This window comes from Ectothiorhodospira sp. PHS-1 (assembly GCF_000225005.1).
In the GTDB taxonomy this organism is placed as follows: domain Bacteria; phylum Pseudomonadota; class Gammaproteobacteria; order Ectothiorhodospirales; family Ectothiorhodospiraceae; genus Ectothiorhodospira.
Window position 1 is genome coordinate 43,929 of record NZ_AGBG01000008.1, and the last position, 25,959, is coordinate 69,887.

The 25,959-nt window shown below is 62.2% G+C and carries 23 protein-coding genes, 2 tRNA genes and 1 pseudogene; 13 read left to right on the top strand and 13 right to left on the bottom strand.

Going from position 1 to position 25,959, the window contains the following annotated elements:
* Positions 1-171: 171 nt before the first annotated feature.
* Both ECTPHS_RS05065 and ECTPHS_RS05070 read left to right on the top strand, forming a co-directional pair.
* Positions 172-245 (top strand) — tRNA-Cys (locus ECTPHS_RS05065).
* A gap of 232 nt (positions 246-477) precedes the next feature.
* A complete protein-coding gene (locus ECTPHS_RS05070; protein ID WP_040405211.1) occupies positions 478-1,716 on the top strand; it encodes an HD-GYP domain-containing protein in 1,239 nt (412 codons plus the stop codon).
* 10 nt (positions 1,717-1,726) lie between these two features.
* On the opposite strand, the gene ECTPHS_RS05075 is transcribed toward ECTPHS_RS05070, so the two are convergent.
* The 4 genes from ECTPHS_RS05075 to ECTPHS_RS05090 are packed head-to-tail and all read right to left on the bottom strand — an operon-like array spanning position 1,727 to position 7,913.
* On the bottom strand, positions 1,727-2,455 hold the full coding sequence (locus tag ECTPHS_RS05075; protein ID WP_008931621.1) for a sulfite exporter TauE/SafE family protein: 729 nt from the start codon (positions 2,453-2,455) through the stop codon (positions 1,727-1,729).
* Between the two features lie 10 nt (positions 2,456-2,465).
* Positions 2,466-4,076 (bottom strand): NAD(P)/FAD-dependent oxidoreductase, encoded by a 1,611-nt coding sequence (locus ECTPHS_RS05080; RefSeq protein ID WP_008931622.1) that lies wholly within the window; start codon positions 4,074-4,076, stop codon positions 2,466-2,468.
* Between the two features lie 38 nt (positions 4,077-4,114).
* Positions 4,115-6,700: a DUF2339 domain-containing protein gene (locus ECTPHS_RS05085; protein ID WP_008931623.1), complete on the bottom strand. Its 2,586-nt coding sequence runs from the start codon at positions 6,698-6,700 to the stop codon at positions 4,115-4,117.
* Between the two features lie 10 nt (positions 6,701-6,710).
* Positions 6,711-7,913 (bottom strand): sensor domain-containing diguanylate cyclase, encoded by a 1,203-nt coding sequence (locus ECTPHS_RS05090; RefSeq protein ID WP_008931624.1) that lies wholly within the window; start codon positions 7,911-7,913, stop codon positions 6,711-6,713.
* 288 nt (positions 7,914-8,201) lie between these two features.
* On the opposite strand from ECTPHS_RS05090, the gene ECTPHS_RS05095 reads away from it, so the two are divergent.
* Positions 8,202-10,112: a methyl-accepting chemotaxis protein gene (locus tag ECTPHS_RS05095; protein ID WP_008931625.1), complete on the top strand. Its 1,911-nt coding sequence runs from the start codon at positions 8,202-8,204 to the stop codon at positions 10,110-10,112.
* A gap of 143 nt (positions 10,113-10,255) precedes the next feature.
* Here ECTPHS_RS05095 and ECTPHS_RS05100 read toward each other — a convergent pair whose 3' ends face one another.
* Entirely contained in the window at positions 10,256-10,894 is a 639-nt protein-coding gene (locus ECTPHS_RS05100; protein WP_008931626.1) for an SIMPL domain-containing protein, read from the bottom strand.
* Positions 10,895-11,185: 291 nt separating this feature from the next.
* Between ECTPHS_RS05100 and ECTPHS_RS05105 the strand changes: the two genes are divergently transcribed.
* Positions 11,186-11,512: a hypothetical protein gene (locus ECTPHS_RS05105; protein ID WP_008931628.1), complete on the top strand. Its 327-nt coding sequence runs from the start codon at positions 11,186-11,188 to the stop codon at positions 11,510-11,512.
* Positions 11,513-11,537: 25 nt separating this feature from the next.
* Here ECTPHS_RS05105 and ECTPHS_RS05110 read toward each other — a convergent pair whose 3' ends face one another.
* Both ECTPHS_RS05110 and ECTPHS_RS05115 read right to left on the bottom strand, forming a co-directional pair.
* Positions 11,538-12,119 (bottom strand): alpha/beta hydrolase, encoded by a 582-nt coding sequence (locus ECTPHS_RS05110; protein WP_008931629.1) that lies wholly within the window; start codon positions 12,117-12,119, stop codon positions 11,538-11,540.
* A gap of 122 nt (positions 12,120-12,241) precedes the next feature.
* On the bottom strand, positions 12,242-12,655 hold the full coding sequence (locus tag ECTPHS_RS05115) for a YchJ family protein (protein WP_008931630.1): 414 nt from the start codon (positions 12,653-12,655) through the stop codon (positions 12,242-12,244).
* Positions 12,656-12,841: 186 nt separating this feature from the next.
* Here ECTPHS_RS05115 and ECTPHS_RS05120 point away from each other — a divergent pair, with 186 nt between their 5' ends.
* On the top strand, positions 12,842-13,993 hold the full coding sequence (locus tag ECTPHS_RS05120) for a PQQ-dependent sugar dehydrogenase (protein ID WP_008931631.1): 1,152 nt from the start codon (positions 12,842-12,844) through the stop codon (positions 13,991-13,993).
* Positions 13,994-14,016: 23 nt separating this feature from the next.
* Here the strand turns inward: ECTPHS_RS05120 and ECTPHS_RS05125 are convergent, their stop codons facing one another.
* Entirely contained in the window at positions 14,017-16,827 is a 2,811-nt protein-coding gene (locus ECTPHS_RS05125) for an EAL domain-containing protein (RefSeq protein ID WP_008931632.1), read from the bottom strand.
* Between the two features lie 462 nt (positions 16,828-17,289).
* On the opposite strand from ECTPHS_RS05125, the gene nifV reads away from it, so the two are divergent.
* The 4 genes from nifV to nifM are packed head-to-tail and all read left to right on the top strand — an operon-like array spanning position 17,290 to position 20,108.
* A complete protein-coding gene (gene nifV, locus ECTPHS_RS05135) occupies positions 17,290-18,435 on the top strand; it encodes a homocitrate synthase (RefSeq protein ID WP_008931634.1) in 1,146 nt (381 codons plus the stop codon).
* Positions 18,436-18,476: 41 nt separating this feature from the next.
* Positions 18,477-18,809 carry a nitrogenase-stabilizing/protective protein NifW gene (nifW, locus tag ECTPHS_RS05140; RefSeq protein WP_008931635.1) on the top strand — a complete coding sequence of 111 codons (333 nt, stop codon included), beginning with the start codon at positions 18,477-18,479 and terminating at the stop codon, positions 18,807-18,809.
* Positions 18,810-18,813: 4 nt separating this feature from the next.
* Positions 18,814-19,266, top strand: coding sequence for a nitrogen fixation protein NifZ (locus tag ECTPHS_RS05145; RefSeq protein ID WP_008931636.1), 453 nt, complete (start codon positions 18,814-18,816; stop codon positions 19,264-19,266).
* Positions 19,263-20,108 carry a nitrogen fixation protein NifM gene (gene nifM, locus ECTPHS_RS05150; protein ID WP_008931637.1) on the top strand — a complete coding sequence of 282 codons (846 nt, stop codon included), beginning with the start codon at positions 19,263-19,265 and terminating at the stop codon, positions 20,106-20,108. Before ECTPHS_RS05145 ends, nifM begins: the two co-directional genes overlap by 4 nt.
* A gap of 73 nt (positions 20,109-20,181) precedes the next feature.
* Here nifM and ECTPHS_RS05155 read toward each other — a convergent pair whose 3' ends face one another.
* Positions 20,182-20,880, bottom strand: coding sequence for an MBL fold metallo-hydrolase (locus ECTPHS_RS05155; RefSeq protein ID WP_008931638.1), 699 nt, complete (start codon positions 20,878-20,880; stop codon positions 20,182-20,184).
* A 123-nt stretch (positions 20,881-21,003) separates the two neighbouring features.
* Between ECTPHS_RS05155 and ECTPHS_RS05160 the strand changes: the two genes are divergently transcribed.
* Positions 21,004-21,720: a hypothetical protein gene (locus ECTPHS_RS05160; RefSeq protein ID WP_008931639.1), complete on the top strand. Its 717-nt coding sequence runs from the start codon at positions 21,004-21,006 to the stop codon at positions 21,718-21,720.
* A 41-nt stretch (positions 21,721-21,761) separates the two neighbouring features.
* On the opposite strand, the gene ECTPHS_RS05165 is transcribed toward ECTPHS_RS05160, so the two are convergent.
* Together ECTPHS_RS05165 and ECTPHS_RS05170 are read right to left on the bottom strand one after the other, a co-directional pair.
* On the bottom strand, positions 21,762-21,962 hold the full coding sequence (locus ECTPHS_RS05165; RefSeq protein WP_008931640.1) for a DUF2892 domain-containing protein: 201 nt from the start codon (positions 21,960-21,962) through the stop codon (positions 21,762-21,764).
* Between the two features lie 42 nt (positions 21,963-22,004).
* Positions 22,005-23,303: a citrate synthase gene (locus ECTPHS_RS05170; RefSeq protein WP_008931641.1), complete on the bottom strand. Its 1,299-nt coding sequence runs from the start codon at positions 23,301-23,303 to the stop codon at positions 22,005-22,007.
* 312 nt (positions 23,304-23,615) lie between these two features.
* Between ECTPHS_RS05170 and ECTPHS_RS05175 the strand changes: the two genes are divergently transcribed.
* Both ECTPHS_RS05175 and bfr read left to right on the top strand, forming a co-directional pair.
* Complete coding sequence (locus tag ECTPHS_RS05175; RefSeq protein WP_008931642.1) at positions 23,616-23,834, top strand: bacterioferritin-associated ferredoxin; 219 nt, start codon at positions 23,616-23,618, stop codon at positions 23,832-23,834.
* A 160-nt stretch (positions 23,835-23,994) separates the two neighbouring features.
* On the top strand, positions 23,995-24,459 hold the full coding sequence (gene bfr / locus ECTPHS_RS05180) for a bacterioferritin (protein WP_008931643.1): 465 nt from the start codon (positions 23,995-23,997) through the stop codon (positions 24,457-24,459).
* Between the two features lie 69 nt (positions 24,460-24,528).
* Here the strand turns inward: bfr and ECTPHS_RS05185 are convergent.
* Positions 24,529-24,605, bottom strand: a tRNA-Arg gene (locus ECTPHS_RS05185).
* Between the two features lie 160 nt (positions 24,606-24,765).
* Between ECTPHS_RS05185 and ECTPHS_RS15105 the strand changes: the two are divergent.
* Positions 24,766-25,182: pseudogene (locus ECTPHS_RS15105) on the top strand (secondary thiamine-phosphate synthase enzyme YjbQ); the annotation flags it as partial.
* 272 nt (positions 25,183-25,454) lie between these two features.
* Here ECTPHS_RS15105 and ECTPHS_RS05195 read toward each other — a convergent pair.
* Positions 25,455-25,940 (bottom strand): DUF2721 domain-containing protein, encoded by a 486-nt coding sequence (locus ECTPHS_RS05195; RefSeq protein ID WP_008931645.1) that lies wholly within the window; start codon positions 25,938-25,940, stop codon positions 25,455-25,457.
* Between the last annotated feature and the right edge of the window lie 19 nt (positions 25,941-25,959).

Below are 25,959 nucleotides of genomic sequence, written 5' to 3' on the forward strand. Positions count from 1 at the left end.
AGTCCTTGTGATTCAAGGAAAAAAGCCACCTAATAAGGTGGATTTTTGCGTTTCCCGTGCCGGTGGCCAGTGGGATTTTTGTCCATCGGAAAGATGAAGGCGTCAGGTTGCAAGGGGTTGCCAAACGCCGGGTATCTGGATAGAATCCGCCTTTCACTTGTCGATTCCCCTGGCTGGGTGGCAGAGTGGTTATGCAGCGGCCTGCAAAGCCGTGGACGCCGGTTCGATTCCGACCCCAGCCTCCAAGATAAATAGAAGACGACCTCTTGTCCTTCTGAAAAGGCCCGCCTGGATGCGGGCCTTTTGCAATCTACATCCACGCCGTTTCCTGGCGTGGGGATATCCGTAGCCTGCCTATTTGTACCTGTATGGGTTCTCGTGACGAGTGTCAGTAGCGCAGGTTCTGAAATGAGTCAGGATAGGTCTGAGGGATGCCTTGACGTGCGGGTGTTGAGCCAACACTAGGGTAGGTGGTCATTGCTCAAGAAGATCGCTATCGAAGACCTGAAAATGGGCATGTACATCACGGAGTTCTGCGGCTCCTGGATGGAGCACCCCTTCTGGCGTACCCGTTTCCTGCTGACTCATGCAAAAGACCTGGAGCGAATCCAGACCAGCAGCATCAAGGCGGTGTGGATCGATTGCGACAGGGGGCTGGATGTTGACGGCGCGGTGCCCTCGGTTTCCAGGGACGAGGAAGATGCCAGGGTTGCCTCTCAGCTTGAGCAGGCTGCCCAGATTGGTTCACATCTTCAGCCGGCCTCCATGGAGGAAGAGTTGGTACGGGCCAGGAAAATCCTGCATCTGTCCAGGCATGCCGTGGCCGAAATGTTTTCCGAGGCACGCATGGGCAATGCCGTGGACATGAGCGTGGCCTGGAACGTCGTTGACCAGTTGTCCCATTCCATTGCCCGCAATCCCATTGCACTGATCAGCCTGAGCCGGCTCAAGCAGGCGGACGAGTATACCTACATGCATTCCGTGGCGGTCTCGGCCATGATGATGGCGCTGGCCAGGGAGTTGCAATGCAGTGAAGGGATGGTCATGGAGGCAGGCGTTGCCGGCTTGATGCATGACCTGGGCAAGGCCGTCATTCCCCTGGAAATCCTCAACAAGCCGGGCAAGCTGACGGACCAGGAGTTCGCCATCATGAAGGCCCATCCGGTCAAAGGCGGGGAGATGCTCCGATCCCAGGGCATTGCGGAAGACTCCATCACCTTTGATGTCTGTATTCATCATCATGAGAAAGTGGATAGCTCCGGTTATCCCGACGGTCTGACCGGTGATCGGATCAGCATGCTGGCCAAGATGGGGGCGGTTTGCGACGTCTATGACGCCATCACGTCGAACCGGCCTTACAAGATGGGCTGGGATCCGGCAATTTCCATCCAGAAGATGATGAGCTGGGCTGGAGGTCATTTTGATCAACGCATCTTCCAGGCCTTCGTCAAGACGCTGGGCATCTATCCTGTTGGCTCGCTGGTCCGGTTGAGTTCCGGGAAACTGGCCATTGTCACGGAACAGTCGGAGGGATCCTTGCTCAAGCCCATCGTCAGGACATTCTATTCGGTGAATCGGGCCCGGAAGATCTCTCCGGTGGTGATGGATCTGTCCCGCCCCGGATGCGACGAATCCATCATCCAGCGTGAAGACCCGCGAGACTGGGGCCTGACCGATGTTCATGCCCTGTGTTTTGGTGATGTACTCAATGACTGATCCCGGTGGTTCAGATCACTGACCTCAGGATGGCCGCCACGCCGGCGATGCCGGAAAGCCACAGCACGGCAGGCCGTAGCCAGTGACGGTCCAGATACCCCGCCACCCAGCCGGAGATCCAGAATCCCACCAGGATGGCCGGCAGCAGTGACAATCCCAGCAGGATTTCCGTCATTCCGAATCGGTCCAGCAGGGCCAGGGCGGTCAGGGACAGCAGGCCGGCGGGCACGAAGATGGCCGACAGGGTGCCCCGCAGCCGGGGGCCGGTGACATTCTGGAAGGCCAGGGCCAGAGGCGGGCCGCCGATGGATGTGATGGTGGCCATGAAACCGGATAGGCCCGCGGCACCCACCAGGTGGGCCGGTCGAGGTTCTGGCACCCGATGCACCAGGCTCAGGGCCACGGCCAGCAGCACCAGGCCACCCAGCAACACCCCCATGACATCTTCCGCGATGCTGCCCAGCAGTGCGGCGGCCAGAGCAGTGCCGGCCAGACTGCCGGGCAGGGCCCAGGCTACGTCCCTTGGACGCACGGCGCGCCATTCCCGGGACAGGATCAGCAGCGGCAGGGTCATGCCGATGATGATCATGGGGGCCGGAATCAGTTGGGGATGGATCAGGTAGAGCAGGGGCGCTCCCAGCAGGGCCACGCCGTAGCCGATGCCGCCCTGGATGACGGCGCCGATGATGATCACGAGACTGGCCATTAGCCACTGAGAGATGTTGAGGGGAAAGTCCATTGTGATGTCCCTACAGTGGCCGGATCAGATCTCTGGCCACCGCCTCGGCTACGCGGATGCCGTCCACCCCGGAGGAGAGAATGCCGCCGGCGTAACCGGCCCCTTCGCCCGCCGGGTACAGACCCTTGAGGTTCAGGCTTTGCAGGTCCTGGCCGCGGGTAATGCGCAAAGGGGCGGAGGTCCGGGTCTCCACTCCGGTGAGTACGGCATCGCCCATGGCGAACCCCTTGATCTGTCGATCAAACACCGGCAATGCCTCGCGCAGGGCCTGGATGGCGAAGTCCGGCAGGGCCTGGGCCAGGTCCGTGGCCGTGACGCCCGGTGTGTAGGAGGGCTCCACACTGCCCAGGGCACTGGAGGCCTGGCCAGCGAGAAAGTCCCCCACCCGCTGGGCCGGGGCGTGGTAATTGCCGCCCCCCAGCCGATAGGCCAGGGATTCCAGACCCTCCTGAAACTCAATGCCCGCCAGCGGACCACCAGGATAATCCTGCGCCGGGGAAATACCCACCACGATCCCCGCATTGGCGTTTCTTTCATTGCGGGAGTACTGACTCATGCCATTGGTGACCACCCGCTCCGGTTCGGACGTGGCGGCCACCACGGTGCCACCCGGGCACATGCAGAAGCTGTAGACCGAGCGACCATTGCCGGCGTGGTGGACCAGCTTGTAGTCGGCCGCACCGAGCTTCGGGTGTCCCGCATACTTGCCCAGACGGGCCTTGTCGATCAGGGACTGGGGATGTTCGATGCGAAACCCCACCGAGAACGGCTTGGATTCCATGAATACCCCACGGGCGTGGAGCATGCGGAAGGTGTCCCGGGCGCTGTGACCCAGAGCCAGGATCACATGACGGCTCTGGATCTCTTCCCCGCCTTCCAGCATCACCCCCCGCACATGGCCATCTTCCATCAGCAGGTCCGTGACCTTGTTCCGGAAGCGCACCTCGCCACCCAGGGCCTTGATCTGTTCCCGGATGTGCGCCACGACGCCGGTGAGCCGGAAGGTGCCGATATGGGGTTTGCTGCTGTAAAGGATCTCTTCCGGCGCCCCGGCCTTGACGAACTCCTCAAGCACCTTGCGCCCGTGGTGCCTGGGGTCCTTGATCTGGCTGTAGAGCTTGCCGTCGGAAAAGGTCCCGGCCCCGCCTTCACCGAACTGCACGTTGGATTCCGGGTTCAGGATCTCGTTGCGCCACAGGCCCCAGGTGTCACGGGTGCGCTGACGGACCTCGGGACCCCGCTCCAGCACGATGGGCCTGAAACCGCCCTGGGCCAGGATCAGGGCGGCGAAGATGCCGGCGGGACCAAAACCCACGATCACCGGACGCTCCCGCAGACCTTCCGGTGCATGCACCTCCGGCCTGTAGCGCATGTCCGGGGCCGGACCCACATGCCGGTCCTCGGCCAATTGCCGGAGCAGGTCCGCCTCGTTGCGGACTTCCACATCCACCGCATAGATGAACTGGATCTCGCTGTGTTTCTTGCGGGCATCATAGCTGCGGCGGAACAGCCGAAAGGTGATCAGGTCCGCTGCATCGATCCCCAGGCGCCTGATGATGGCCTCGCGCAGGGCCGCGTCGGGGTGATCCAGGGGCAGCTTGAGTTCGGTGATGCGCAGCATGGGAGATTTCGCTATCGGAAGAGGTGGCAGGGGCGGAATTATACCCGCCGGATTTCACCCATGCGCCGGTGCAGCCAGGCCAGTCCGAGCAGCGACAGCCCCAGCCCCATGAAGGAGGCCACCCGCCACAGGCCATCCAGGCCCGACAGGTCCACCAGGAACAGCTTGGCAATGACGATGACCAGCAGGGCCATGCCGGCCCGGTACAGGCGGATCCCGCGCCAGTAACCGCCGGCGACAATGGCACTCGCCGCCAGGATCAGCCAGGCCGCGGAGTAGGTGTAGAGTTCGCCGTTGCCGGTGGGCAGGGTGATGGACAGTGCCCCCTGCTGCCAGAGATGGCGGATCTCCAAAGTGATGAACAGCCACAGGCCCAGGCCGGCGATGGCCAGCGCGACGGGACGAAAACGCGCTTCGTGGTAGCGGGCCACCAGCAGGGCCATCATCACCGGCAGGCCGTAGGCCAGGAGCAGCAGATTGGCGATGGGGCGGGTGGCGACGGTTTCCTGTCCCCACAGGGGATTGAGGATCGTGACCGCCAGGGCATAGCTGCCCAGGGCCATGAGCAACAGGAGCCTGGAGCAGAGCCGGTAGAGACCTGCCAGTGTCTGGCTGTGCCGGGCCCGTTGCCGGTAGGTCAGAGCCAGGCCCGACCAGAGGGCGGCGTTGATGGCGGCTTCCGTGAGGCTGTAGCGGGCAATGAAGATATTGCCGTCATAGAGCTGGTAACGGACCTCGGCCCCCAGGGTGAGGACCAGCAGATGCAGGGCGCCCGCCTCCAGCCAGCGTTGCAGATCCGGTCGGGATCGGGTCTGCCAGGCGGCCAGGGCGCAGAACAGGGTGGCGCCGCCGCCGGTCCACAGGGACCAGTGCAGCTCGGGCGGATAGCTCAGGATCCAGGGATTGAAGGTGAGGCGGATGACCACCAGCACCAGGATGCCCTTGATCAGGGTGTCCAGCCAGGGCAACTGGTAGCGCTTCATCACCCAGGCCAGGGACAGCAGCTGGGCCGACAGGACCAGGGTCAGTCCGGCCTCCCGGAACATGATGGCCGCGGCCAGGGAGTAGGCCAGATGCCCGCCGATGACGAACCAGACCCCGGCACCGGTCTCACCCCGGTGCCGCTCCAGGCGCCAGGCGGCAATGGCACCATAGATCATGCCCGTCAGCAGCAGGCCCGCGGCCCAGCCCGGTGAGCGGGACAGATCCTCGGTCAGCAGATAGGCCAGGGCCACCCAGACCAGCGGGGAGACGAAGGCCAGGGCGGCCCAGGGGTGGGAAAATCCCCGTACCCGCAGGTGCAGGACCGCCATAACCGCATAGAGCAGGGCCATGAGCGCGGCGAATTGCAAAAAGGCCGGTTGCAGATCGGCGTCAATGCCGATCAATCGATACTGCCCGCCTGTCCAGTCCAGGACCATGGCGGCACCCATCCAGGCCAGCCACTGCACACCCAGGGTCATCCAGGGCAGCCAGCGCAGGCTGTCCCGATGCCGGGCAGCCAGGGCCAGCAACAGCACCATCGGCCCCCATTGCCACAGGGCTTGGTCGTCAAAGCCTTGTTGCCGGATGGATAGACCCCAGGCCAGGATGATGAGCACGAGGGTGATCTGGTCCAGCCGAAACACCCGGCCAAACAGGCTCATGGGTTGATGTCCGGGCCGGGTATCGGCGGGCTCGCCGCGATCCAGGCGCCAGTCGAAGGTGGGGATGGCCAGCACGCCCCAGGCCAGCAAGGCCAGATACAGACCCCGGAATCCATCGGCCTGAGGGAGGGTCAGGGACAGCAGCCACCAGCCCAGGGCGCCGACCACCACGCCCCACCAGAGCCAGGTACGGAATATCCGCCGCAACAGCAGCAGGGCGGCGCCGCTGATGATCAGGGCGTAGAGCAGGGCGCTCAGGATGTTGCCGCTCTCTTCGGACACCAGCAGGGGAACCCCATAGGCACCCACCAGACCCATGGCCGCCAGGGCAGGGCCGTGGAGCAGGGACTGCATCATGGTGAACAGGGAAACCAGGGCCAGCAGGACGAAGATCAGCCTGGGGTCCATGAGGCCGTACAGGTGCAGGGCGGCCAGCAGGGCGGCGTAGAGGGTGATGCTGGCGCCGCCGGCCAGGGCGGCGATGGACGGGTCCGGCCCGTTTTTGCGGCGCAGCCACTCGGCCAGGACGTGCAGGCCGATCCCGGTGACCAATCCCATCATCACCCGTCCCCAGGGACCGAGCAGGCCGGCATCGATGCTGTACTTGACCATGAAGACGCCGGCCAGGGCCACGCACAGGCCGCCCAGCCAGATCATCCAGTGTCGGGACAGGTGAGCCAGCCAGGCCGGGCGTCCCGGCGCCCCGTCGGCGGACCATGAGGTATCCGAAGGCGGGGCGGATGAGGGCATGGCCGTGACCGGTTGCGGGTCCGGCGTGGGTGTCTCCGTCGCCTGATCGGGTTCAGGGAGCGGTATCGGTACCGTGGATGGCCGGGCGGTCAGTGCCTGTTCCAGCCGGAAGACCCTTTGCCGCAGGGCGCGTACATGAAAGAAACTCACCCAGCCCAGGACAGTTCCAATGATGACGCCCAGAAAGAGCACAAAGGACAGGAGGGAGAGCAGGTCCAGGGCGGTCATGGGATGGGGTTTAGTCCGTTGTGGCAACGATGGTCAGGTTTCTACCTTCGGATTTGGCCCGGTAGAGCGCTCGATCGGCACGGACAATGAGGCGATTGATCTCCTCGTTCAGACCGGCCTCCGCCACGCCGAGGCTGATACTGAGTTGTTCAAGCGGAGGCACGCGCAGTCGGCCTGCCTCGTGACGCAGACGCTCCGCCAGATTTTCCGCCTCCCTTAGTCCCGTGTCCGTTGCCATGACCATGAACTCCTCGCCGCCCCAGCGGGCAATGACGTCCTTGCATCGCACGGTTTCCCGGAAGGTATCCGCGAGTCTGCGCAATACCTTGTCTCCTACGTCATGACCGAAGCGGTCATTGATCATTTTGAAGTGGTCCACATCCATCAGAATGATGGATAGCGGGATGGGCGTGCGCTGGCGGCGGGCCGCTTCCCTGGCCAGGCATTCCTGCATCCAGCGACGGTTGGAGAGTTCCGTGAGCGGGTCGGTACGAGCCAATCGCTGGACTTCCTCCAAGGCTTCTCGCAGGCGCTGGTTGACACTTTCAAGTTCGATTCTGGCCTGCTGTACATGTTGATACTGGCGCTGCCTGGCCAAAGTGGCGGCAAAGTTTTCCGCCGCCAGACTGAGCATGGCCTGTTCCGTGGAGGAAAAGTCTCGTTCGTCCTCGATATCGTCAAAACCCACAAACCCCAGCAGTTCCCCGTCGGTGAGCAGTGGGTGGAGGATCATGGAGCGGATACCCTGCATTTCCAGAAATGCCTGTCCGGGTGCCATGCTGGGCGGCAGGTCATGGAGGCTGGTGAGGACGAATGATTCTCCTCTCAGGAAAAGCTCCGCCAGCCCTGGAACGCTGTCGAAACTGACGTGCTGGAGTGCTTCCCGGTATCCCTGCACGCCCGGTGCGCACCATTCATGGGTGTTGGTCCAGTATCGTTCCTCCAGATTGTTGATGAACAGATAGGCTCGGTCCGCATCCAGAAATTCACCCAGGATGCCCAGGCATTCGTGCAGTCCTTCATCAATCTGTTCAAGCCGCAGTCGTGCGTTGGCGGTGGCCAGCCGGGCGGCGGCGTCATGAAAACGGTTAAGTTCCTGGAGGACTGCGGCCCTGCGCTCTGCCTGCCGTTGCAGGTGTGCTGAGGGCTCCTGTGTCGGCTGTATTTCAGGCGGGAACTGTTGGTGGTGCCTGGCCACATCGCCCTCCTTCAATCGACATAAGTCTCGTTTATATGAGCCTTGGGTTCTGCCCGCAAGATCTTTCTTGTCCGACGAATGGCGGGTCTTTTCCGGCAAGCATGCCATGTATCCACAAAAGCGTGGACAATCCTGTGGATAATAGATGGATACAAGCCCGAATTCCTTGTCGGCAAAGGACTCTTGAACAGTTCATTATATTCTCTAAAGATATAGGGGCATGCCGCTATAGTGAGTGATCACCGTGTTTCCACGCATCCACTCACGGTCAAAACCGCACAGGGAAAAACAGGAGTCGCAGTGATGCTCAAGAACTTTCGGATCGGGACGCGCCTGATGGTCGGGTTTGCCCTGGTGCTCCTGGTGGCCCTGGGAACGACCGTGCCGGTGGCGCTCAATGCCATTGATCGCGTCAGTGATCGTGCCCAGATCAGGCAGGCGGAGGAACTGTTCAGAACACTTCAGGCGTCGATCGAAGATGCCGGTGTGAGAGCCGAGTCCCAAGCCATGGTGGTGGCCTCCATGCCCGCGGTACAGCAGGCATTTGCAATGCGGGATCGCGAGGCTCTGCAGGCGATCACATTGCCTGTTTTCGAAGCGATGCGTGATACCTATGATGCCGTGCAGTTTCAGTTCCTGACCGCACCGGCCACCTCGTTCCTGCGTCTGCACATGCTGGATCGTCATGGGGATGATCTGAGCCGCATGCGGGAGACCATCGTCCAGGCCAACCGTGACCGTCGCCCTCTCCATGGTCTTGAGCGTGGTGTGGCAGGTCTCGGATTGCGAGGGGTGGCGCCCGTGTTTCATCAGGGCACGCATGTCGGGGTGGTGGAGTTCGGTCTGTCTTTCGGGGCGTCCTTCTTTACGGAATTCACCGAACAGTACAATGCGCCCGCGGCCCTTCATCTACGGGGAGAGCGTGGTTTTGAAACGTTTGCCGGCACCATCGCGGGGGATGCCCGTTTCACGTCCGCGGAACTGCAACGGGTCCTTGACGGAGAGCCGCTGATCCGCAACATCACCCATGGCGGCGTCCCCGTCGCTGTCTATGGCCATGTGGTCCGTGATTTTGCGGGACAGCCTTTGGGTGTGCTGGAAATCCTGATCGATCGGACCGACTATGTGGTCGAGTATCGACAGGCGGTGACCACCATCCTGGGCATCGCCCTGCTGCTGGTGGTGATCGGGCTGAGTGTCGCCTGGCTGATCGCCCGTGGCATTGTAGGCCCCTTGCAGGCCACTGCCGCGCGGATGAACGAGATCGCCCAGGGGGATGGAGATCTGACCCAGCGCCTGTCCACGGAAGGACGTGACGAACTGTCCGATCTCTCAAAGGCTTTCAACGGCTTCGTGGACAAGATCCATCAGTTGATTCGACAGATCGTGGGGGCTTCCTCGCAGCTGGCGGCCGCTGCCGAAGAACTGTCATCGACGACCGAAAACACAGTCAAGCAGGTACGACAACAGCAAAGCGAGTCGGATCAGGTGGCCACTGCCATGAATCAGATGGCCGCCACGGTGCAGGACGTGGCACGTAATGCGGCCGATGCCGCCCAAGCCGCCACCTCGGCCCGGCAAAGCTCGTTGTCAGGCAGTCGGGTCGTGCAACAGAGCATTGCCTCCATCGAGACGCTGGCGGCGGAAATCGAGAATGCGGCCGGGGTCATCGGATCCTTGTCCAGCGATACCGAAGCGATCGGCAAGGTCCTGGAAGTGATCCGCGACGTGGCCGAGCAGACCAATCTGCTGGCCTTGAACGCGGCCATCGAAGCCGCCCGCGCCGGCGAGCAGGGGCGGGGCTTTGCGGTGGTGGCCGATGAGGTACGTACCCTGGCGAGTCGTACCGAGGCTTCCACCCAGGAGATTCACGAGATCATTTCGCGTTTGCAGCAGGGTTCCCGGAATGCGGTGGACGCCATGGAGGAAGGGCGGGGCAAGGCAAGAGGCAGTGTGGCGCTGGCCAGCCAGGCGGGGCAGAGCCTGCAGACCATCGATGAGGCGGTCGGTGCCATCAATGACATGAATGCGCAGATTGCCAGCGCCGCCGAGGAACAGTCGGCGGTGGCTGATGAAATCAACCGCAATATCAACAATATCAGTCATGCGGTGGAACAAACCGCAACGGGATCTGATCAGATCGCCCGCGCCAGCGACGAACTGGCCCGCCTGGCGTCCGATCTGCAGGGCTGGGTCGGGCGGTTCAGGATTTAGGCGGCCGGTATCCACAGAAAACGTGGACAATCCTGTGGATAATGTCGGGATACCTCTCCGGATGCCTTGAAGGACGTGGGGGCCTGAACGGATTGATCATTTTATGATCAATCCGTTCAGTGCCTCGGATCCACGATGTCTGCTCAGGGGGTCTCCAGCTGGAAGGAAATGGTGGTGACTACCCGTACCTTCTTGATTTCAGGGGTGTAGTTATCCAGATCCTCGATGCTGAACAAGCCTTGGGTCGCGGTGAGGATACCGCCCACCCGGCTGCCGGAATCCTGGGCGAACTGCTCGGCGGCACGGCGTGCGTCCCGGGTGGCTTCGGCCACCATGTCCGGTTTGACCCGCTCCAGTTCCGTGAACAGGAACTGGGGTCGGTGTTCATAGCTCTGGGTCAAGGCCACACCCGCGCTCACCAGGGCGCCGGTCTCGCGCATGGCCTGGCTCACCTGCCGGGCATCATCGCTGCGTACCAGCACCACCACGTCCGCCCCGAATCGGTAGGACGGACGGTGTTCTCCGTAGATGTTCTGTTCCCGGTCGGTAATGGTGGGCGGCACGATCCGGATCTGTTCCCTGTCAAACCCCTGGCCGAGCAGAAAGTCGATGACCTGACCACGCTGGCCGTCGATACCCTGTTGCAGCTCATCCAGTCGCTGCGCCTGGACCTGGAATACCACCGGCCAGAGAACCAGGTTGGCAGGAATTTCCCGTTCCGACAGGCCCCGTACCGTCACCTGTCGATGCGCACTGGTGATCTTGTCGGCGGAAGTAGTCATGCCCAGGCGTACCTAGGAGCCCAGCAGGGTCGGACCCAGGATCAGCGCCACGCAGGCCAGGGAGAGGGCCAGGATGGAAACCAGTAGAAGCGGACGTTCTTTCATCAAGAGATCTCCTTGAGAAAACCGGATTTTGGTACGGATTTGTTATTTCATAAAACCATATAAAAAAAGTTCCTTAGAACTTTATCGCACATCCTGTGGTCAGAGTATTCCGGTATCAGGCCGGTTTTTTCGTCGTGTGGGTCATGTGACGGCCCATCCACGCCTTGCACTGGGAGGATCAGGATCATGCTGTGGTTCGCCATCTTCGTATCGGTCGTGACCATTATGGTGGGAGTGTGGTCCAGTTGTCTCTCGTCCCAGTGGTCGCGGGTGTCCCCGGTCGCAAACCCCCGGGATATCTTCTGGGTGCGACTGCTGGGCGTCTCGCTGACGCTGTTCATTCTGGAGCGGATCTGGCGGGTGGAGCAGGCGGGACTGATTCTGGGGTTCGTGATCTGGTGGCTGGCACTGGGGCCGATCGTCGCCCTGGTTTCGATCTTTGCGGCCATGGGCCTGAGAGAGTCGGTGCTGGCGATGCTGAAAATGGAACAACCCGGTGCCGGGTCGTTCTGAAAGCCTGGTTGGGTCTGTGCCGTTGCTACCCGGCCCGGCGTACTCCCGCGGAAGACTGCTGTTGCAGGGCGCGCAACAGATCCAGTCCCTGGGGCCAGGGGTCGAAGCCGGATGCCACGTTGATGTGGCCGGCATTGCCGATGTTGATGACCGGAGCGCCCCATCGAGTGGTCCAGGGGAGCAGCTTGGCCATGGGCATCCAGGGGTCGTTGGTGCTGGCCACCACCAGACCGGGAAACTCCAGCGGGCGGGAGGGCAACCGGGAGGCCAGGCTTTCGGCCGGGTCTGACGGGTCCCGTGTACCGAAGGAGGAGAACCTGTCCGGGTCCGCCGGTGCCACCAGCATGACCCCGGCCACCCGTGAGGACAGATGACTGGCGGCGGTGACCGTCGCCAGGCAGCCGAAGCTGTGGGCCACCAGCCAGACCGGTCCCACCGAACGTGTGATCTCGTTGCCCACGGCCTCCACCCAGCGGGACAGGACCGGCGATTCCCAGTCGATGCCGGTGACCCGGCAGGCATCCGGAAGCAGCGATTCCATCCAGGTTTGCCAGTGTTCGGCTTCACTGCCGTGAAAGCCGGGTACGATCAGCGTGGTATGGGCCATGATAGTGCTCCTCAACGATCCTGGCCTGACTTTACAGGGATTGCTTATTATCAATAAAGAATTAATTTTTCCTTTGTCATTCTTTTTTTGAATTTATGGGTCGTCCTGATCCGTGCACTGGGTCAGGCAAGAAAGTCCCCATCCACGTATTGCCAGCGCCCGTCGATGCGCAGAAAATGGCTGCGCTCATGCAGACGGATACCCTTGCCGCCGACCCGTGACCGGGCTACGAATTCCACCTCGCCGTTCTCGTCCGCCGGTCCACCTCCTGACGTTGCGCGGATGCTCAAGCCCAGCCATCGCTGTTTTGCCTCCAGTTCCAGCACCTCGGGCCGGGTTTCCGGGTGCCAGGTATCCAACAGATAGTCCGCGCGCCCTTCCACGAAAGCCGTGTAGCGGGAGCGCATCAGGGCTTCGGCGGTTTGGGGGATGGACCGACCATCCAGAAACGGGCCGCAACAGTGCTCTCGGGTGAGTCCCGAGCCGCAGTGACAGTGATGATTTCCCTCCCGGGATGTGTGCTTGCGTCTTGCCATGCGGTGTCTCCTGAAGATGAACCCGCACTATACTCGTTGGGAGATCTCACGCTGAGAGGTTGTCGTGGTCAATCCCGCACACATTGCAAACCGCTTCCCGCACCGGTTGTCTCGACGGCAAACGGCGAGGGCATCGGTTTTAATGAACACTTTCGAATACGAAATTCGGAGCAGGGACGAGACCAGATGAGGATCCATGCCGGCAGTCTATGGGGGGTGGTGTCTTTGTGCCTTACTCTGGTCGCGGCGCCTGTCCTGGCCGATGAAGTGGTGGCACCCAATATCAGCTCCGAATATCAATCCATGCGCCTGGTCAAGGTGGTGGATGGGCTCACCCATCCCTGGGCGGTGGCTTTCCTGCCCGATGGGCGCAAGCTGATCTCCGAGCGTCCCAATGGACTGGTCCTGGTGGACCGAAACGGTCGCAAGACACCCTTGCAAGGGTTTCCTGCCTTCCATGCCGTCAACCAGGGCGGGGTACTGGATGTGGTGCTCCATCCCCGCCATGAGGACAACGGCTGGATCTACGTGACCTATTCCAAGGGCGATGCCCGCGGCACGGTGCCGGCCCTGATCCGTGCCCGGCTGGACGGCGACCGGCTCACGGCGGTGGAAAACATCTTCGAGTCCAACACCCGCACCCAGCCCGGCCGCCATTACGGCTCCCGGTTGCTGTTTCTACCCGACGGCACCCTGCTGATGACCATCGGTGATCGCGGCGCCCATCCTCCCAGGGCCCAGGACACAATGGATCACTCCGGCAGCATCGTGCGCCTGAATGATGACGGCACGGTGCCCGAGGACAATCCCTTCGTCGGGCGGGAAGGGTATGCCGCGGAGATCTACACCTACGGCAACCGCAACATCCAGGGCCTGGCCCTGCATCCCGCCACGGGCGAGGTCTGGGTCACCGAACACGGCCCCCGGGGCGGGGATGAGCTGAATCTGATCGAAGCGGGCAACAACTACGGCTGGCCCGTGGTGACCCTGGGGCGGGATTACCGGACCGAAGCGCGTTTTCCCGATGCCCAGGCCTGCCATCGGGAGGACATGGTGGACCCGGTATTCGAGTTCCTGCCCACCCTGGCACCCTCCGGGCTGGCGGTGGTGGACAGTGACCATTTCCCGCGCTGGCAGGGTAATCTGCTGGCGGGCGGCCTGCGGGCGCAACGCATCCTGCGCCTGGTGCTGGAGGATCGGACGGTGGTCCACGCCGAAGAACTGCTGCGGGACCGGGTGGGGCGGATCCGGGATGTCCGCCAGGGGCCGGACGGGTATCTCTACGTCCTCACGGATGCCTCCAATGGTGCCCTGTATCGCATCGAACCGGCCCGCTGAGCCTGGATGCCAGCGGGTGGGGGTTAGCCCGTACCCAGGTTACCTGCCCGGCGGGTGGGAGGGGTCCAGTTCCGGATGGCTTCCTGAATCATCCCCACCGGCCCCGGTCGCCCGAAATAATACCCTTGGTGAGTATGGCAGCCGTTTCGGCTCAGCCACTCCCAGTGTTCCCGGGTTTCCACCCCCTCGGCGATCACCCTCAGGCCGAGCGTGCCGGCCAGGGCCACGATGGTTCGGGCAATGGCCGCGTCGTTGGGATCGTTGAGTACATCGCGGACGAACGACTGGTCGATCTTCACGTCGTCCAGAGGCAGCCGCTTGAGGTAGCTCAGGGAAGAATATCCCGTGCCGAAGTCATCCAGGGAAAACGTGATGCCCCGCGCCCGTAACTGCCGCATCTTGTCGATCACATCCTCCACGTCCTCCAGTAACAGGCTCTCGGTGATCTCCAGTTTGAGACGGTGAGGGTCGGCGCCGGTGGTGTTCAGGATCTTCAGCACGCCGGGCACGAAGTCCGGGTGCCGAAACTGACGGGCGCTCACATTGACAGCCATCTTCAGGTGCCTCAGGGAGGCGTCCCCGGCCCATTGGGCCAGTTGGGTACAGGCAGTCTCCAGTACCCATTGCCCCAGGGGCAGGATCAAGCCCGTGTCTTCGGCCAGGGCAACGAACTCACCGGGAGGTACCAAGCCCCGCTCCGGATGCTGCCAGCGCAACAGGGCCTCGGCGCCCATCAATTGGCTGTCGTCGTTTACCACTGCCTGGTAATGCAGCAAAAACTGTTTTTCCACGAGCGCTCGGCGCAGATCTCCCTCCAGGGCGGCCCGGGCCATTACCGATGCCTGCATTGCCGGGTCGAACAGCCGATGGGTGTTGCGTCCCGCCGCCTTGGCCTGATACATGGCCAGGTCGGCACGCTTCATGAGTTCGTCCACGCTCAACGATTCACGATCAAACAGGGTGATGCCGACACTGGCGGTGCCGTGGTGCTCCTGGTCACCGAGGCGATAAGGATGGTTCAAGGCGGCCAGGATCTTGTCGGCGACAAACCCAGCCTGTTGAGTGGCCTCCTGAGCCTCGTGGCTGAGCCTGTGCAGCATGACCACGAATTCATCCCCACCCAAACGGGCCACGGTGTCGTTTTCGTGCACGCAGCCGATGATGCGTTTGGCCGCCTGGATGAGCAAACGGTCGCCCTGGTCATGGCCCAGGGTGTCGTTGAGGATCTTGAAGTTGTCCAGATCGATGAACAGTAATGCCCCATGATGGTGCTCGCGGCGGCAGAGATCGACGGACGCCTCCAGGCGTTCGGTGAGCAGACGCCGGTTGGGCAACTGGGTCAACGGGTCGTAAAAGGCCAGGGTCCTGATCTCTTCCTCGGCCTGCTTGCGGGCGGTGATGTCCCGGGCGATGCCCTGGAAGCCGGTAATCTTTCCCACCTCGTCCCGTGAGGGTAGGGCACTGGAGCTATGCCAGCGCCAATAGCCGTCCGAATGCAGCACCCGGTATTCGACATCCTGCACGTGTTGGCCTTGTTGCATGACGTCGGCAAATGCCCGAAGGCAGAGGTGGAGATCCTCCGGGTGGACGAATTCGGAGAAATGGCGACCCAGGACACGTTCAGGATTGTGACCCATGAGGGTCTGCCAGCTGGGGGAAACGAACCGGATATGTCCATCGGGGGAAAACAGGTAGATGATGTCGTAACTGTTTTCCACCAGAAAGCGGTATTTCTCCTCGGAACGTCGCAGATCTGCTTCCGCCTCCTGGCGCTCCCGAATCTCCTGGCCCAGGAACCGGTTGGCCGCTTCCAGGGAATGATGGCTGCGCTTTAACGCCAGATCGGACTGCAGGATACGCAGATAGCCGCGCATTACCAGCAAACCCAGACCGACAATGACCCACCAGGCGAGGCTCAGGGTCCAGAATTTTCGCCACCAGGCGGCCATCACGACATCTTGCGCTTCCCCGGCCACCACCAGGAAAGGTAACTCCCGTACCATCTGGGCCGTGTAGGAGCGGCGCGTCCCGTCCACCGGCGAGACAATGGTGAAATGCAATGTATCTTTCTCACCAATAATCAGGGGGATCAATCGGCCGGCCTCCACCGGGTGACCAAGCTGGGCCTCCAGATTCTCCAGGGCATCCCGGGGGCGCCGCGCCAGTAACCGTTCCCCGTGGTCCACGATGGTCAGGCTGCTGCCGGGAGGGGGTTCTGCACGTTCCAGCCAGTGGTCGAAGAAACCCAGATCCAGGCGCACCTCCAGCAACCCCGCAAACCGGCCCTCGGCGTCACGAAGGGATAGGGCATGGACGACGAGAAACCGTTCACCCGCGGGGGACCAGAAGGCCCGGGAGACCAGGCGTTCCAGGTCGGGATCGGCGCGCAGGGAAAGGAAATGGTTCTGATCGCTGATGTCGTGATCGATCTTCAGGTCGCCACCGGAGGCGTGAGTCATCACCCCCTCGAGATCGAACAGGGCGATGGCCTGGGCATGGGGCAGGAGGCGAAGATGACGGTCAAGCCACTGGTTGATGCGGGCGTGGGCTTCCGGGTCATCCTCGCGGGGCCGGAGGGTCTCGGGCCGGATCTCGCCGGCCATGCTGCTGAGCAGGGCACCGCTGGTCTCGAATGCGGCGTACAGCCACTCGCTCACCAGCACGCTGGTGGAATGGGTACGCTGTCGGGAAGCCTCCATGTCCTGCCTGCTGGAAGCGTTCAGATCCCAGGCGATGACCAAGGCCAGTACCAGGCAAAAACCCAGATAGAGCATCCAGGCCTTGATAGCGATGTGCCGGTGGCGGCCATCGCCAAGCAGCGGGTATTGGGTCACCGGGAGTGTCCTGGTGCGGGTATCACGGATTTTTAGGCTCCCGAGGTGGGTACGGGTGGCTGCCATCCTGGTCTGTTCATGACCGACCCTGAGGGGGGGGTGGTCTTTACTTATATCATTTTCTCCGCCTGCGAATTCAGGATCAGGACGGAACCACGCCATTCTCCCGACCGATGGTGGTTGCCGCCTTTGCCTTGGGGCAAAAGGGACATCCTGGACTCCCGCCTTCGCGGGAGTGACGGCGGGTTGATGACGGCAAGGCGCCTTCGGGGGATGGCGGTCAGGATGTCTTTCTTGAGGCAGGAGCAAGGCGCTTTGTAGTAAATCCCACAATCCCCCCGTCAAGTCACATAACCACCCTCATCCCGTCATTAAATAATCATTTAAAATCATTAGCTTGATTGCCTGGCACGATAATCGCTAAATCCTCGGCATGGCCCCATTCGCCCGACGAGGACATCCATGACCCAACCGCTCGGCATCGTCATCGACGACACCACCTTGAGAGACGGTGAACAATCCGCCGGCGTGGCCTTCAATGACGCCGAGCGGGTGGCCATCGCCAGGGGGTTGGATGACCTGGGTGTTCCCGAACTGGAAATCGGCATTCCTTCCATGGGTCCCGAGGAACGGGAGTCCATCGCTCTGCTGGCCCGGCTGGGACTCAAGGCCCGTTTGCTGGTGTGGAGCCGCATGCGCGCCGATGACCTGGCCGACTGCGCGGGTCTGGGGGTTCACATGGTGGACCTGTCCATCCCCGTTTCGGATCAGCAGATCCGGCGCAAACTGGGCCGGGATCGGGAGTGGGTGCTGGAAAGCATCCGCCGTCACGTGGCCCAGGCCCTGGAACTGGGACTGGAGGTGGGCGTGGGCGGGGAGGATGCCTCCCGGGCCGATCCCGATTTTCTCTGCCGGGTGATCGAGATCGCCCAGTCTGCCGGGGCGCGCCGTTTCCGCTTCGCCGACACCGTGGGCATCATGGAACCCTTCGGTGTGCTGGCACGCATCCGGCAGCTGCGCGCTGTCTCCGACCTGGAGATCGAGATGCATGCCCATGACGACCTGGGCCTGGCCACCGCCAACACCCTGGCCGCCGCCCTTGGGGGAGCCACCCATGTGAACACCACCGTCAACGGCATCGGGGAACGGGCCGGCAACGCCGCCCTGGAAGAGGTGGTGATGGGGTTGCGTCGGCTTCACGGCATCGAAACCGGAGTGGAGCTGCGCCGTTTCCCGGCCCTGTCCCATCTGGTGGAGACCGCTTCCGGCCGTCCCATCCACTGGCAGAAGAGCCTGGTGGGAGAGGGGGTCTTCACCCACGAGGCGGGCATCCATGTGGACGGTCTGCTCAAGGATCCGGCCAATTACCAGGGCGTGGATCCGGCGGAACTGGGCCGGGAGCACCGTCTGGTGCTGGGCAAGCATTCCGGCGCCCATGCCGTGATGGCGGCCTATGCGCGCATGGGAGTAACCCTGGACAAGGCCCAGGCGGCCCTGTTGCTGAGTCGTTTGCGTCGATCCGTTTCACAGTCCAAGCGGCCGCCGACGGAGCATGAACTGGCCACCTGGTATGCGGAACTCGCCTGCCCGAACGGGGCGGTGGCGTGAGGCCGCGTGTTTCATTGATATCCACCATCGAGGTCTGAACCATGACTGAAACCACCGAACTGGAAGAAGACCTGCGGGAAATGGGGTCTGCCGAAGAGTTTCTTGAGTATTTCAACATTCCTTACGATGAGGCCGTTGTCCGGGTGAATCGTCTGCATATCCTGCAGCGTTTTCATGACTATCTCTCCGGCACTCTGGACAACCTGCCCACGGATCTGTCGGCCCGTCGGGATATCTACCGCAGCCTGCTGATGCAGTCCTACGCGGATTTTGTGGAATCCGATGCCCGCACCGAAAAGGTGTTCAAGGTTTTCAAGCGCCCGGCGCCGGGCGTCACCGTAGTGCCCCTGGAACAGGCCTTCATCCGGAGATAGCCCCATGGAGCAATATCGAGAGTACGGCGAGCAGGTCAGGGTGGTCCGTCCCTTGCGTAACGACGGCACCTACCCCGGTATGGACCGGGGCGAGCTGCTGGTGCCCCGGGGCAGCATCGGGGTGGTCATCGGCAGGGGTACCTTCCTGCAGGATCAGGTGATCTACACCGTCAACTTTCTGGAAGCGGGCCGTGTGGTGGGGTGCCGACAGGAAGAATTGATCGACGCCGACGCCCCCTGGGTGCCCACCCGGTATGAATTCCGTGACAAGGTGACCCCGGCAATTCCGCTGGGGATCAACGGCGAGACGGTGGTGAGCCCCGGGACCGTGGGCGAGGTCTGCAAGGTCTTGCGGGATCTGCCGGACGGTGTGGCCTATCACGTGAACTTTGCCGGACGGGTCCTGCAGGTGCCGGAGCAGGCCCTGACCGATCCGACCGAGGAGCAACCTTCATGAGTCTTACACTGGAACAGCGCCCCGAACTCCTTTACATCGAGCTGCGGGCTGCCCTGGACTACTTCGACAAGCCCCTGGGCAGCCTCTCCGATGACGAGCGAGGCATTGTTCGTCATCGCGCCCTTAGGGCCTATGACATCGGTGCGCGAGCCCTGGCCTCCAGCGATGCCCGGGATGTCCATGTGCCCGAGGGGCAGGTGACCCGGGCCTTGCGGGAGATCGAATCCCGTTACCCGGAGCCGCGGCAGTTTCAGGAAGAGCTGAGTCGCCATGGTCTTGATCGGGAGGGTCTTTTGCAGGCCCTTTACCGGGAATTACGCCTGGAGTCCCTGCTGGAGCGGGTGGCTGCCCGGGCCGAGCCGGTGACGGACGAGGAAGTGGCCCGGTACCATGCGTGTCACAAGGATCGCCTGCAGCGTCCGGAAACCCGTACGGTGAGGCAGATCCTGATCACCCTGAATCCGGATTTTCCTGAAAATACCCCGGAGGCTGCCCGGGCGCGGTTGGAGGCGATCCGGGAGACCCTGCTTGCTGATCCGGGGATGTTCGCCGATCTGGCCATGCGCCACTCCGAGTGTCCCAGCGCACTCCAGGGCGGGCTGCTGGGGCGGGTGCCCGAGGGGCATCTGTACCCGGCGTTGGACGCTGTACTGTTCCGGATGACGGCGGGTATGGTGAGCGAGCCGGTGCAGACCGAAGTGGGGCTGCATCTGCTCTACTGCGAAACCATCCATCCCGCCGGACCCGTGACCCTGGACGAGGCCGGTGGTCGCATCCGTCAGCTCCTGGAGCAACGGCGCCAGGCCAATTGTCGGCGGGCCTGGCTGGAGTCCCTGGGGTGATGTGCTTCCTTGCCGTCACTCCCGCGAAAGCGGGAATGACGGACCATGGGCCATCATCGGCGTATCCTTCGCGTTACCGCAGGCTCACCGGCCCGTAGGGGGTGTCCCGCACCTGATCATGGTCGTGCATCCGGTAGCGGGTGAATGCCGCCACATCATCAAACTGCATGAACGGATTTCCCTCCGCCTGTTCCTTGAGCGTGGATTGCGGCTTCACGCCGTAGTCATGCCCCGGGTGGATCACGGTCCCGCCCGGCAGCGTCTGCCGCAGGCGCGCCAGGGTATGGAACATGGCAGCGGGGTCCCCTCCCTTCAAGTCACAGCGACCGCAGCCGAAAACAAACAGTGTGTCACCGGTGATGAGGTCATCGCCCAAGTGGTAGCAGACTGACCCCGGCGTATGTCCGGGGGTATGCATCACCCGGATCGTGGTCTCCCCCAGCTGGATCAGATCACCATCCTGGTGCAAATGTACATCCACCGGGCAGTCCCCCCAGATGTCTGCTTCGGCCTTGAGCAGGTGCACCCGGGCGTCAGGGGCCTGTGCCCGCAGGCGATCAAGGCCATTGACGTGGTCCTGATGGGTATGGGTGAGCAGGATGTGGGTGATTCGCAGCCGCCGGGCGCGGGCCAGATCGGTCACTTCTTCCACTTCCCAGGCAGGATCCACCACGGCGGCGGTGCCGGAGGCGCTATCCTCGATGAGATAGATCCGGTTGCCCATGGGGCCCAGTTCCAGGGCATGGATCTGGTAAGGCTTGTCTTTGGTCATGATAAAGGCTCCCGAATTCCGAGCATGGGTCGGCCGATTGGCCAGGCAGAGTCCATGTTACTAGAACAGGCAGGTATATTGACCGGGAAGAGCGTGAGGCTTACCGGGAGGAGGGCAGGCGGAATGAACAAGGAAACCGATCCGGGCGGGGAGGCATCATCACTGCTGTATCGCCTGGCTTGCCCGGTGGCGGCGATGGCGATGATGGCGGCGGCTCTGGCGGCACTACTGCATCTTCTGGGGGTTCTACTGTCCGCGGTGTTCCTGGCGGCCTCGCAAAGGGACTTCGACTTCAGTACGCCTGACATGGATGCCCAGTTGCTGGCCGACATCCTTATTCCCGTGCTATGGCAGCATGGGGTGCCAGTGACCCTCTCGACCCTACTGATGCTGGCAGCAGCGGGCGCCGTGCTTCATGGGCAGGGGTGCCGCTGGGCGCAGATGGCAGGGGGCAGTGGGGTGTTGCTGGCGATCTATCTGACCCTGATGGGAGTGTCGGCATGGGTGCCGGGACTGATCTTTCTCGGCGGCGTGGCTGCACTTGGCATCAGCCCATGGCTTCATGGGCCATCCCTGACGAATGTCTTGCCGGTGTCCATGAAAACAGCCAAGGCACCTGAACCCACCCTGGAGATGTTGCTGAGACAGGAACCACGGGACCCACCGGGGAGGAGGGAAAGCCCGGGTGTTGTCGATTCGACTCGCGCGGGTTGGGCTGAAAAAGCTGGAAATCAGCGTCGCCCTGACAGGCCACGGGAAAGGGAGTGGAGCGAACCCGCCATCCAGCTGCAGCGGATCCCATCATCAGGGCAGGGGCATGGTCGGGGAAGAACAAAATGAACCGGTGCGCCCTTGGGCGCACCGGTCAGGGCCGATTCAGATCAATTGAACGCCTGGCCCGGCTTGATGCCTGCCTTTTTCAGCACGATGGCCAGCGGGCAGAACCCGGTGAAGGCCGACTGCAGCAGGTTCAGGCCCACAAAGGCGGTGAGCCACAGCCACAGCGGGCTGGCCAGGGACAGCAACAGGCTGAGCAGGATCATCCCGCCGGCAAAGGCAAAAACTGCGCGATCAATCGTCATGGGCATGGCCCTCCTGTGTTTTAGGTTAATATACAGGTGGACCTAGCGCTTCTCAATGGGCACGTAGTCCCGGGCGGCGGCGCCGGTGTAGAGCTGACGCGGACGACCGATGCGGGATTCCGGATCCTGCATCATCTCGCACCAGTGAGCGTTCCAGCCGACGATGCGCGCCAGGGCGAAGATGGCGGTGAACATGTTCAGCGGGATGCCCATGGCCCGCAGGATCAGACCGGAGTAGAAGTCCACGTTGGGGTACAGCTTGCGCTCCTTGAAGTAATCGTCTTCCGTGGCGATGCGCTCCAACTCCATGGCCACCTCGAACAGGGGCTGGTTGTCGGCACCCATCTGCGCCAGCAGTTCATGACACATCTTGCGGATGATTCTGGCCCGCGGGTCGTAGTTCTTGTACACCCGGTGACCAAAGCCCATCAGACGGAAGGGGTCATCCTTGTCCTTGGCGCGGTTGACGAAGTGATCCACGCCCTGACCGCTTTCCACGATCTGCTCAAGCATGCGCACCACGGCTTCGTTGGCACCACCGTGCAGGGGACCCCAGAGCGACGTGATGCCGGCGGACACAGCGGCAAACGGGTTGGCCTCGGAACTGGCGGACAGCCGCACGGTGGAGGTGGAGGCGTTCTGCTCGTGATCGGCGTGCAGGATCAGGATCAGATCCAGGGCCTTGGCGAAGATGGGGTTGGGCTCGTAACGCTCGGTGGGGACACCGAACATCATGCGCAGGAAGTTCTCGGAATAGCCCAGCTCGTTATCCGGATACAGGAAGGGCTGGCCGATGGCGTACTTGTAGGACCAGGCGGCGATGGTGGGCATTTTGGAGATCATGCGGTGGGCCGAGATCTCCCGGTGCCGGGGATTGTGCACATCCGTGCTGTCGTGGAAGAAGGCGGACAGGGCACCGAACACGCCCACCATGATGGCCATGGGGTGGGCATCGTGGCGGAAGCCGTCGTAGAAGCGACGGATGGCCTGATGGGGCATGGAGTGCTTCTGGATGATACGGGTGAAGTTCTCCAGCTCGGTGGCGGTGGGCAGTTCACCATATAGCAGCAGATAGCAGGTCTCCAGATAGCTGCTGTGCTCGGCCAGCTGCTCGATGGGATAGCCGCGGTACATCAGGATGCCCTTGTCGCCATCGATGTAAGTGATGTCGCTGCGGCAGCTGGCGGTGGACATGAACCCCGGGTCGTAGGTGAAGTAGCCCAGTTCCTTGGACAGGGGGCGGATGTCCACGGTGGCGGGACCGACGGTGCCCTCCAGGACGGGCAGCTCTACCTGCTTGCCGGTTGCGTTATCAATGACCGTGACGGTACGGGGTTTCATGGATTGTCCTCGTCATCCGTTGTTCAGTTTGGACGTTCAGGGACCTGTCAGGTCCCGAGCCTTATTCTTGTGACCAGCCCTTGCAGGTGGCCCAGACGGGGCACACTTTATTGCGATGCAACACCCGGCGTCCATGTTTTCCTGCAAGAAAATACCGGTGTAGCGAGCTGTCCCGGTTGGTCCGGATCGTGCTTTCTAACCGGTTAGGCGCCTTTGCGCAAGAAATTCAGCCTGGATGGTATTGACATTGATTACCATTCAGGAGCAAATTCCCAGCTGGTGTGTCGGATAAATAAATGAGGATTTAACGGCATGTATGTCTGTCTTTGCAAGGGAATCACGGATCATCAGATCCGCCGGGCGGTGGCCGAGGGCGCTGATAGCATGCGGGATCTGCGCCGGGAACTCGGGGTATGTACCGATTGCGGCAAATGTGGGGTTTGCGCCAATCGTCTGCTACGTGACACCCTGAACACGGCACCCGCGGTCAACGTGTCCATGGCGGATGCACCGCAATGGGCAGTGGGCTGAGAATCCGGGACGTCGTCGGTTACGTCTCCCGATGGGTGACGTCCTCGTGGTGATGGTCTAAACTTTTAGAGTCATTCCAAGTCTGTAGTGGGTAGGTACGCTATAACAAGAAAGAGATCCTGCCGACCCGCTCCAACACCGACTTCGAGGAGAGCACACCATGAAAGGCGACAAGAAGGTCATCGAATACCTGAACAAGGCCCTCAAGGGCGAACTCACCGCCATCAACCAGTATTTCCTGCACGCCCGCATCTTCAAGAACTGGGGTCTGACCAAGCTGGACGAGTACGAGTACCACGAGTCCATCGATGAAATGAAGCATGCGGACAAGCTCATCGAGCGTATCCTGTTCCTGGAGGGCCTGCCCAATCTGCAGGACCTGGGCAAGCTCTACATCGGTGAAAACACCAAGGAAATCCTGGAGTGCGACCTCAAGCTGGAGCATGAGGGCCATGCCGTTTACAAGGAGGCCGTGGCCTACGCGGAAAAGGTGGGAGACTATCCCAGTCGGGATCTGTTCGCCGCCATCATGGCCGAGGAAGAAGAGCACATCGACTGGATCGAGACCCAGCTTGAGTTGATCGAGCGCCTGGGACTGACCAAGTACGAACAGTCCATGCTGTAGTCGGACCCCGCCGTGGGGAAACCGACTCCCCACGGCACCCCTCATGAAACAGCGCCGCCGGGCGATGCCTGGCGCCCCGACCACGACTCGAACGTGGGACCTTCCCCTTAGGAGGGGGACGCTCTATCCACCTGAGCTACCGGGGCAGTAAAGAACACTCCGGGTACCGGAGCGCGAACGTAGGCGATTATGGCACAGATTTCCCGCGAGACGCATCCCGTACCGTTGCCGGGCGCGGGACATGTCGCGATTTTGCCGTCGGGACAGGATAGACTCACGCCATGCCGAATACCCGGGACGATACCCATGCCCATTCACCAAGCGCCGTTCACCGTCACCACTCGGGGCCGTGGCCCGGTGGAGATCACCCATCATGTCAATGAACACCTGCGGCAGTCCGGTCTGGAAACGGGTCTGTGTCATGTGTTCTGTTGCCATACCAGCGCCTCCCTGACCATCACCGAAAACGCCGATCCCACGGTGCTACGGGATCTGGAGGGACATCTGGTCCGGACCATTCCCGACGGTGATCCCCGCTATGCTCACGACATGGAGGGGCCGGATGACATGTCGGCCCATATCCGCAGCGTGCTGACCGGCACCGGCCTGACCGTGCCTTTCGCGCGGGGGCGCCTGTCCCTGGGAACCTGGCAAGGGATTTTCCTGTGGGAGCATCGCACCCATGGCCATGGCCGCCGGGTGATCGTGACCTGCCAGGGAGAGGCCCCGGCCTCGCCATCAATGCCATCGGAATCTCGGGGCGTGGAGGCCGACGCCGGCGAACTGCGGCAGGTCCTGACGACCCTGACGGCGGAGCGGGACCAGGCCCTTGCCGAACTGCACAGGGCCACGGCGGCCCTGGCAGAGCTGCAGGGCCGGATTCAGGCCTCCGAGGATACCCGGACGGAACTGCAGGCCATCATGGCACGACTGCGGGATATCGGCGGGGGCTGAGCCGTTTCAGTCATTGGGCCACCGAAACATGGGTCCGGTGGTTAGTGTTCCTGTGTGTCCGGCGCAGTGCTCCGGGTGCGCGGCACGTCCTCGTCGTTCAGCGCCATGGCCGCCGAGGCCAGCTGTAGATCGCGTACGAACATCCCCAGGGAGGCGATCAGGCTTGCCATGGCAAACACGAACATGGTACCGATCAAGCGTGGATGTTCCATGCTCAGCAGAAAATCGATGAACACGGTCAGGATGGTCAAGCAGACCAGCATGGCCGTGGCGATGCTGAGCTTGATACCCAGGTTGATGAATGCCACCCGTTCATCCAGGATGTCCATTTCCCGGCGATGCAGCTCGAACCGAACCGGTTCGGGCTCCCGCAACCGGTCGGCCAGATCGCGCTTGCGATCCACGATCCTGGCCAGGCGTACCACGAAGGCATTGATGAAGCCGGCAATTCCCACCAACAGGAACACCGGGGCGACGGAAAACTGGATGACCTGAGAAATCAGGACCGGTGAAGTGCCCTCTGTCATCTGAAAGGCTCCTTGCGTT

Coding starts and splice junctions, on each gene's coding strand:
- ECTPHS_RS05075 (WP_008931621.1), bottom strand. CDS start 2,455: ATGGACTTTCCCCTCAACATCTCTCAGTGGCTAATGGCCAGTCTCGTG.
- ECTPHS_RS05080 (WP_008931622.1), bottom strand. CDS start 4,076: ATGCTGCGCATCACCGAACTCAAGCTGCCCCTGGATCACCCCGACGCG.
- ECTPHS_RS05085 (WP_008931623.1), bottom strand. CDS start 6,700: ATGACCGCCCTGGACCTGCTCTCCCTCCTGTCCTTTGTGCTCTTTCTG.
- ECTPHS_RS05095 (WP_008931625.1), top strand. CDS start 8,202: ATGCTCAAGAACTTTCGGATCGGGACGCGCCTGATGGTCGGGTTTGCC.
- ECTPHS_RS05100 (WP_008931626.1), bottom strand. CDS start 10,894: ATGACTACTTCCGCCGACAAGATCACCAGTGCGCATCGACAGGTGACG.
- ECTPHS_RS05105 (WP_008931628.1), top strand. CDS start 11,186: ATGCTGTGGTTCGCCATCTTCGTATCGGTCGTGACCATTATGGTGGGA.
- ECTPHS_RS05110 (WP_008931629.1), bottom strand. CDS start 12,119: ATGGCCCATACCACGCTGATCGTACCCGGCTTTCACGGCAGTGAAGCC.
- ECTPHS_RS05115 (WP_008931630.1), bottom strand. CDS start 12,655: ATGGCAAGACGCAAGCACACATCCCGGGAGGGAAATCATCACTGTCAC.
- ECTPHS_RS05120 (WP_008931631.1), top strand. CDS start 12,842: ATGAGGATCCATGCCGGCAGTCTATGGGGGGTGGTGTCTTTGTGCCTT.
- nifV (WP_008931634.1), top strand. CDS start 17,290: ATGACCCAACCGCTCGGCATCGTCATCGACGACACCACCTTGAGAGAC.
- nifW (WP_008931635.1), top strand. CDS start 18,477: ATGACTGAAACCACCGAACTGGAAGAAGACCTGCGGGAAATGGGGTCT.
- ECTPHS_RS05145 (WP_008931636.1), top strand. CDS start 18,814: ATGGAGCAATATCGAGAGTACGGCGAGCAGGTCAGGGTGGTCCGTCCC.
- nifM (WP_008931637.1), top strand. CDS start 19,263: ATGAGTCTTACACTGGAACAGCGCCCCGAACTCCTTTACATCGAGCTG.
- ECTPHS_RS05155 (WP_008931638.1), bottom strand. CDS start 20,880: ATGACCAAAGACAAGCCTTACCAGATCCATGCCCTGGAACTGGGCCCC.
- ECTPHS_RS05160 (WP_008931639.1), top strand. CDS start 21,004: ATGAACAAGGAAACCGATCCGGGCGGGGAGGCATCATCACTGCTGTAT.
- ECTPHS_RS05165 (WP_008931640.1), bottom strand. CDS start 21,962: ATGACGATTGATCGCGCAGTTTTTGCCTTTGCCGGCGGGATGATCCTG.
- ECTPHS_RS05170 (WP_008931641.1), bottom strand. CDS start 23,303: ATGAAACCCCGTACCGTCACGGTCATTGATAACGCAACCGGCAAGCAG.
- ECTPHS_RS05175 (WP_008931642.1), top strand. CDS start 23,616: ATGTATGTCTGTCTTTGCAAGGGAATCACGGATCATCAGATCCGCCGG.
- bfr (WP_008931643.1), top strand. CDS start 23,995: ATGAAAGGCGACAAGAAGGTCATCGAATACCTGAACAAGGCCCTCAAG.
- ECTPHS_RS05195 (WP_008931645.1), bottom strand. CDS start 25,940: ATGACAGAGGGCACTTCACCGGTCCTGATTTCTCAGGTCATCCAGTTT.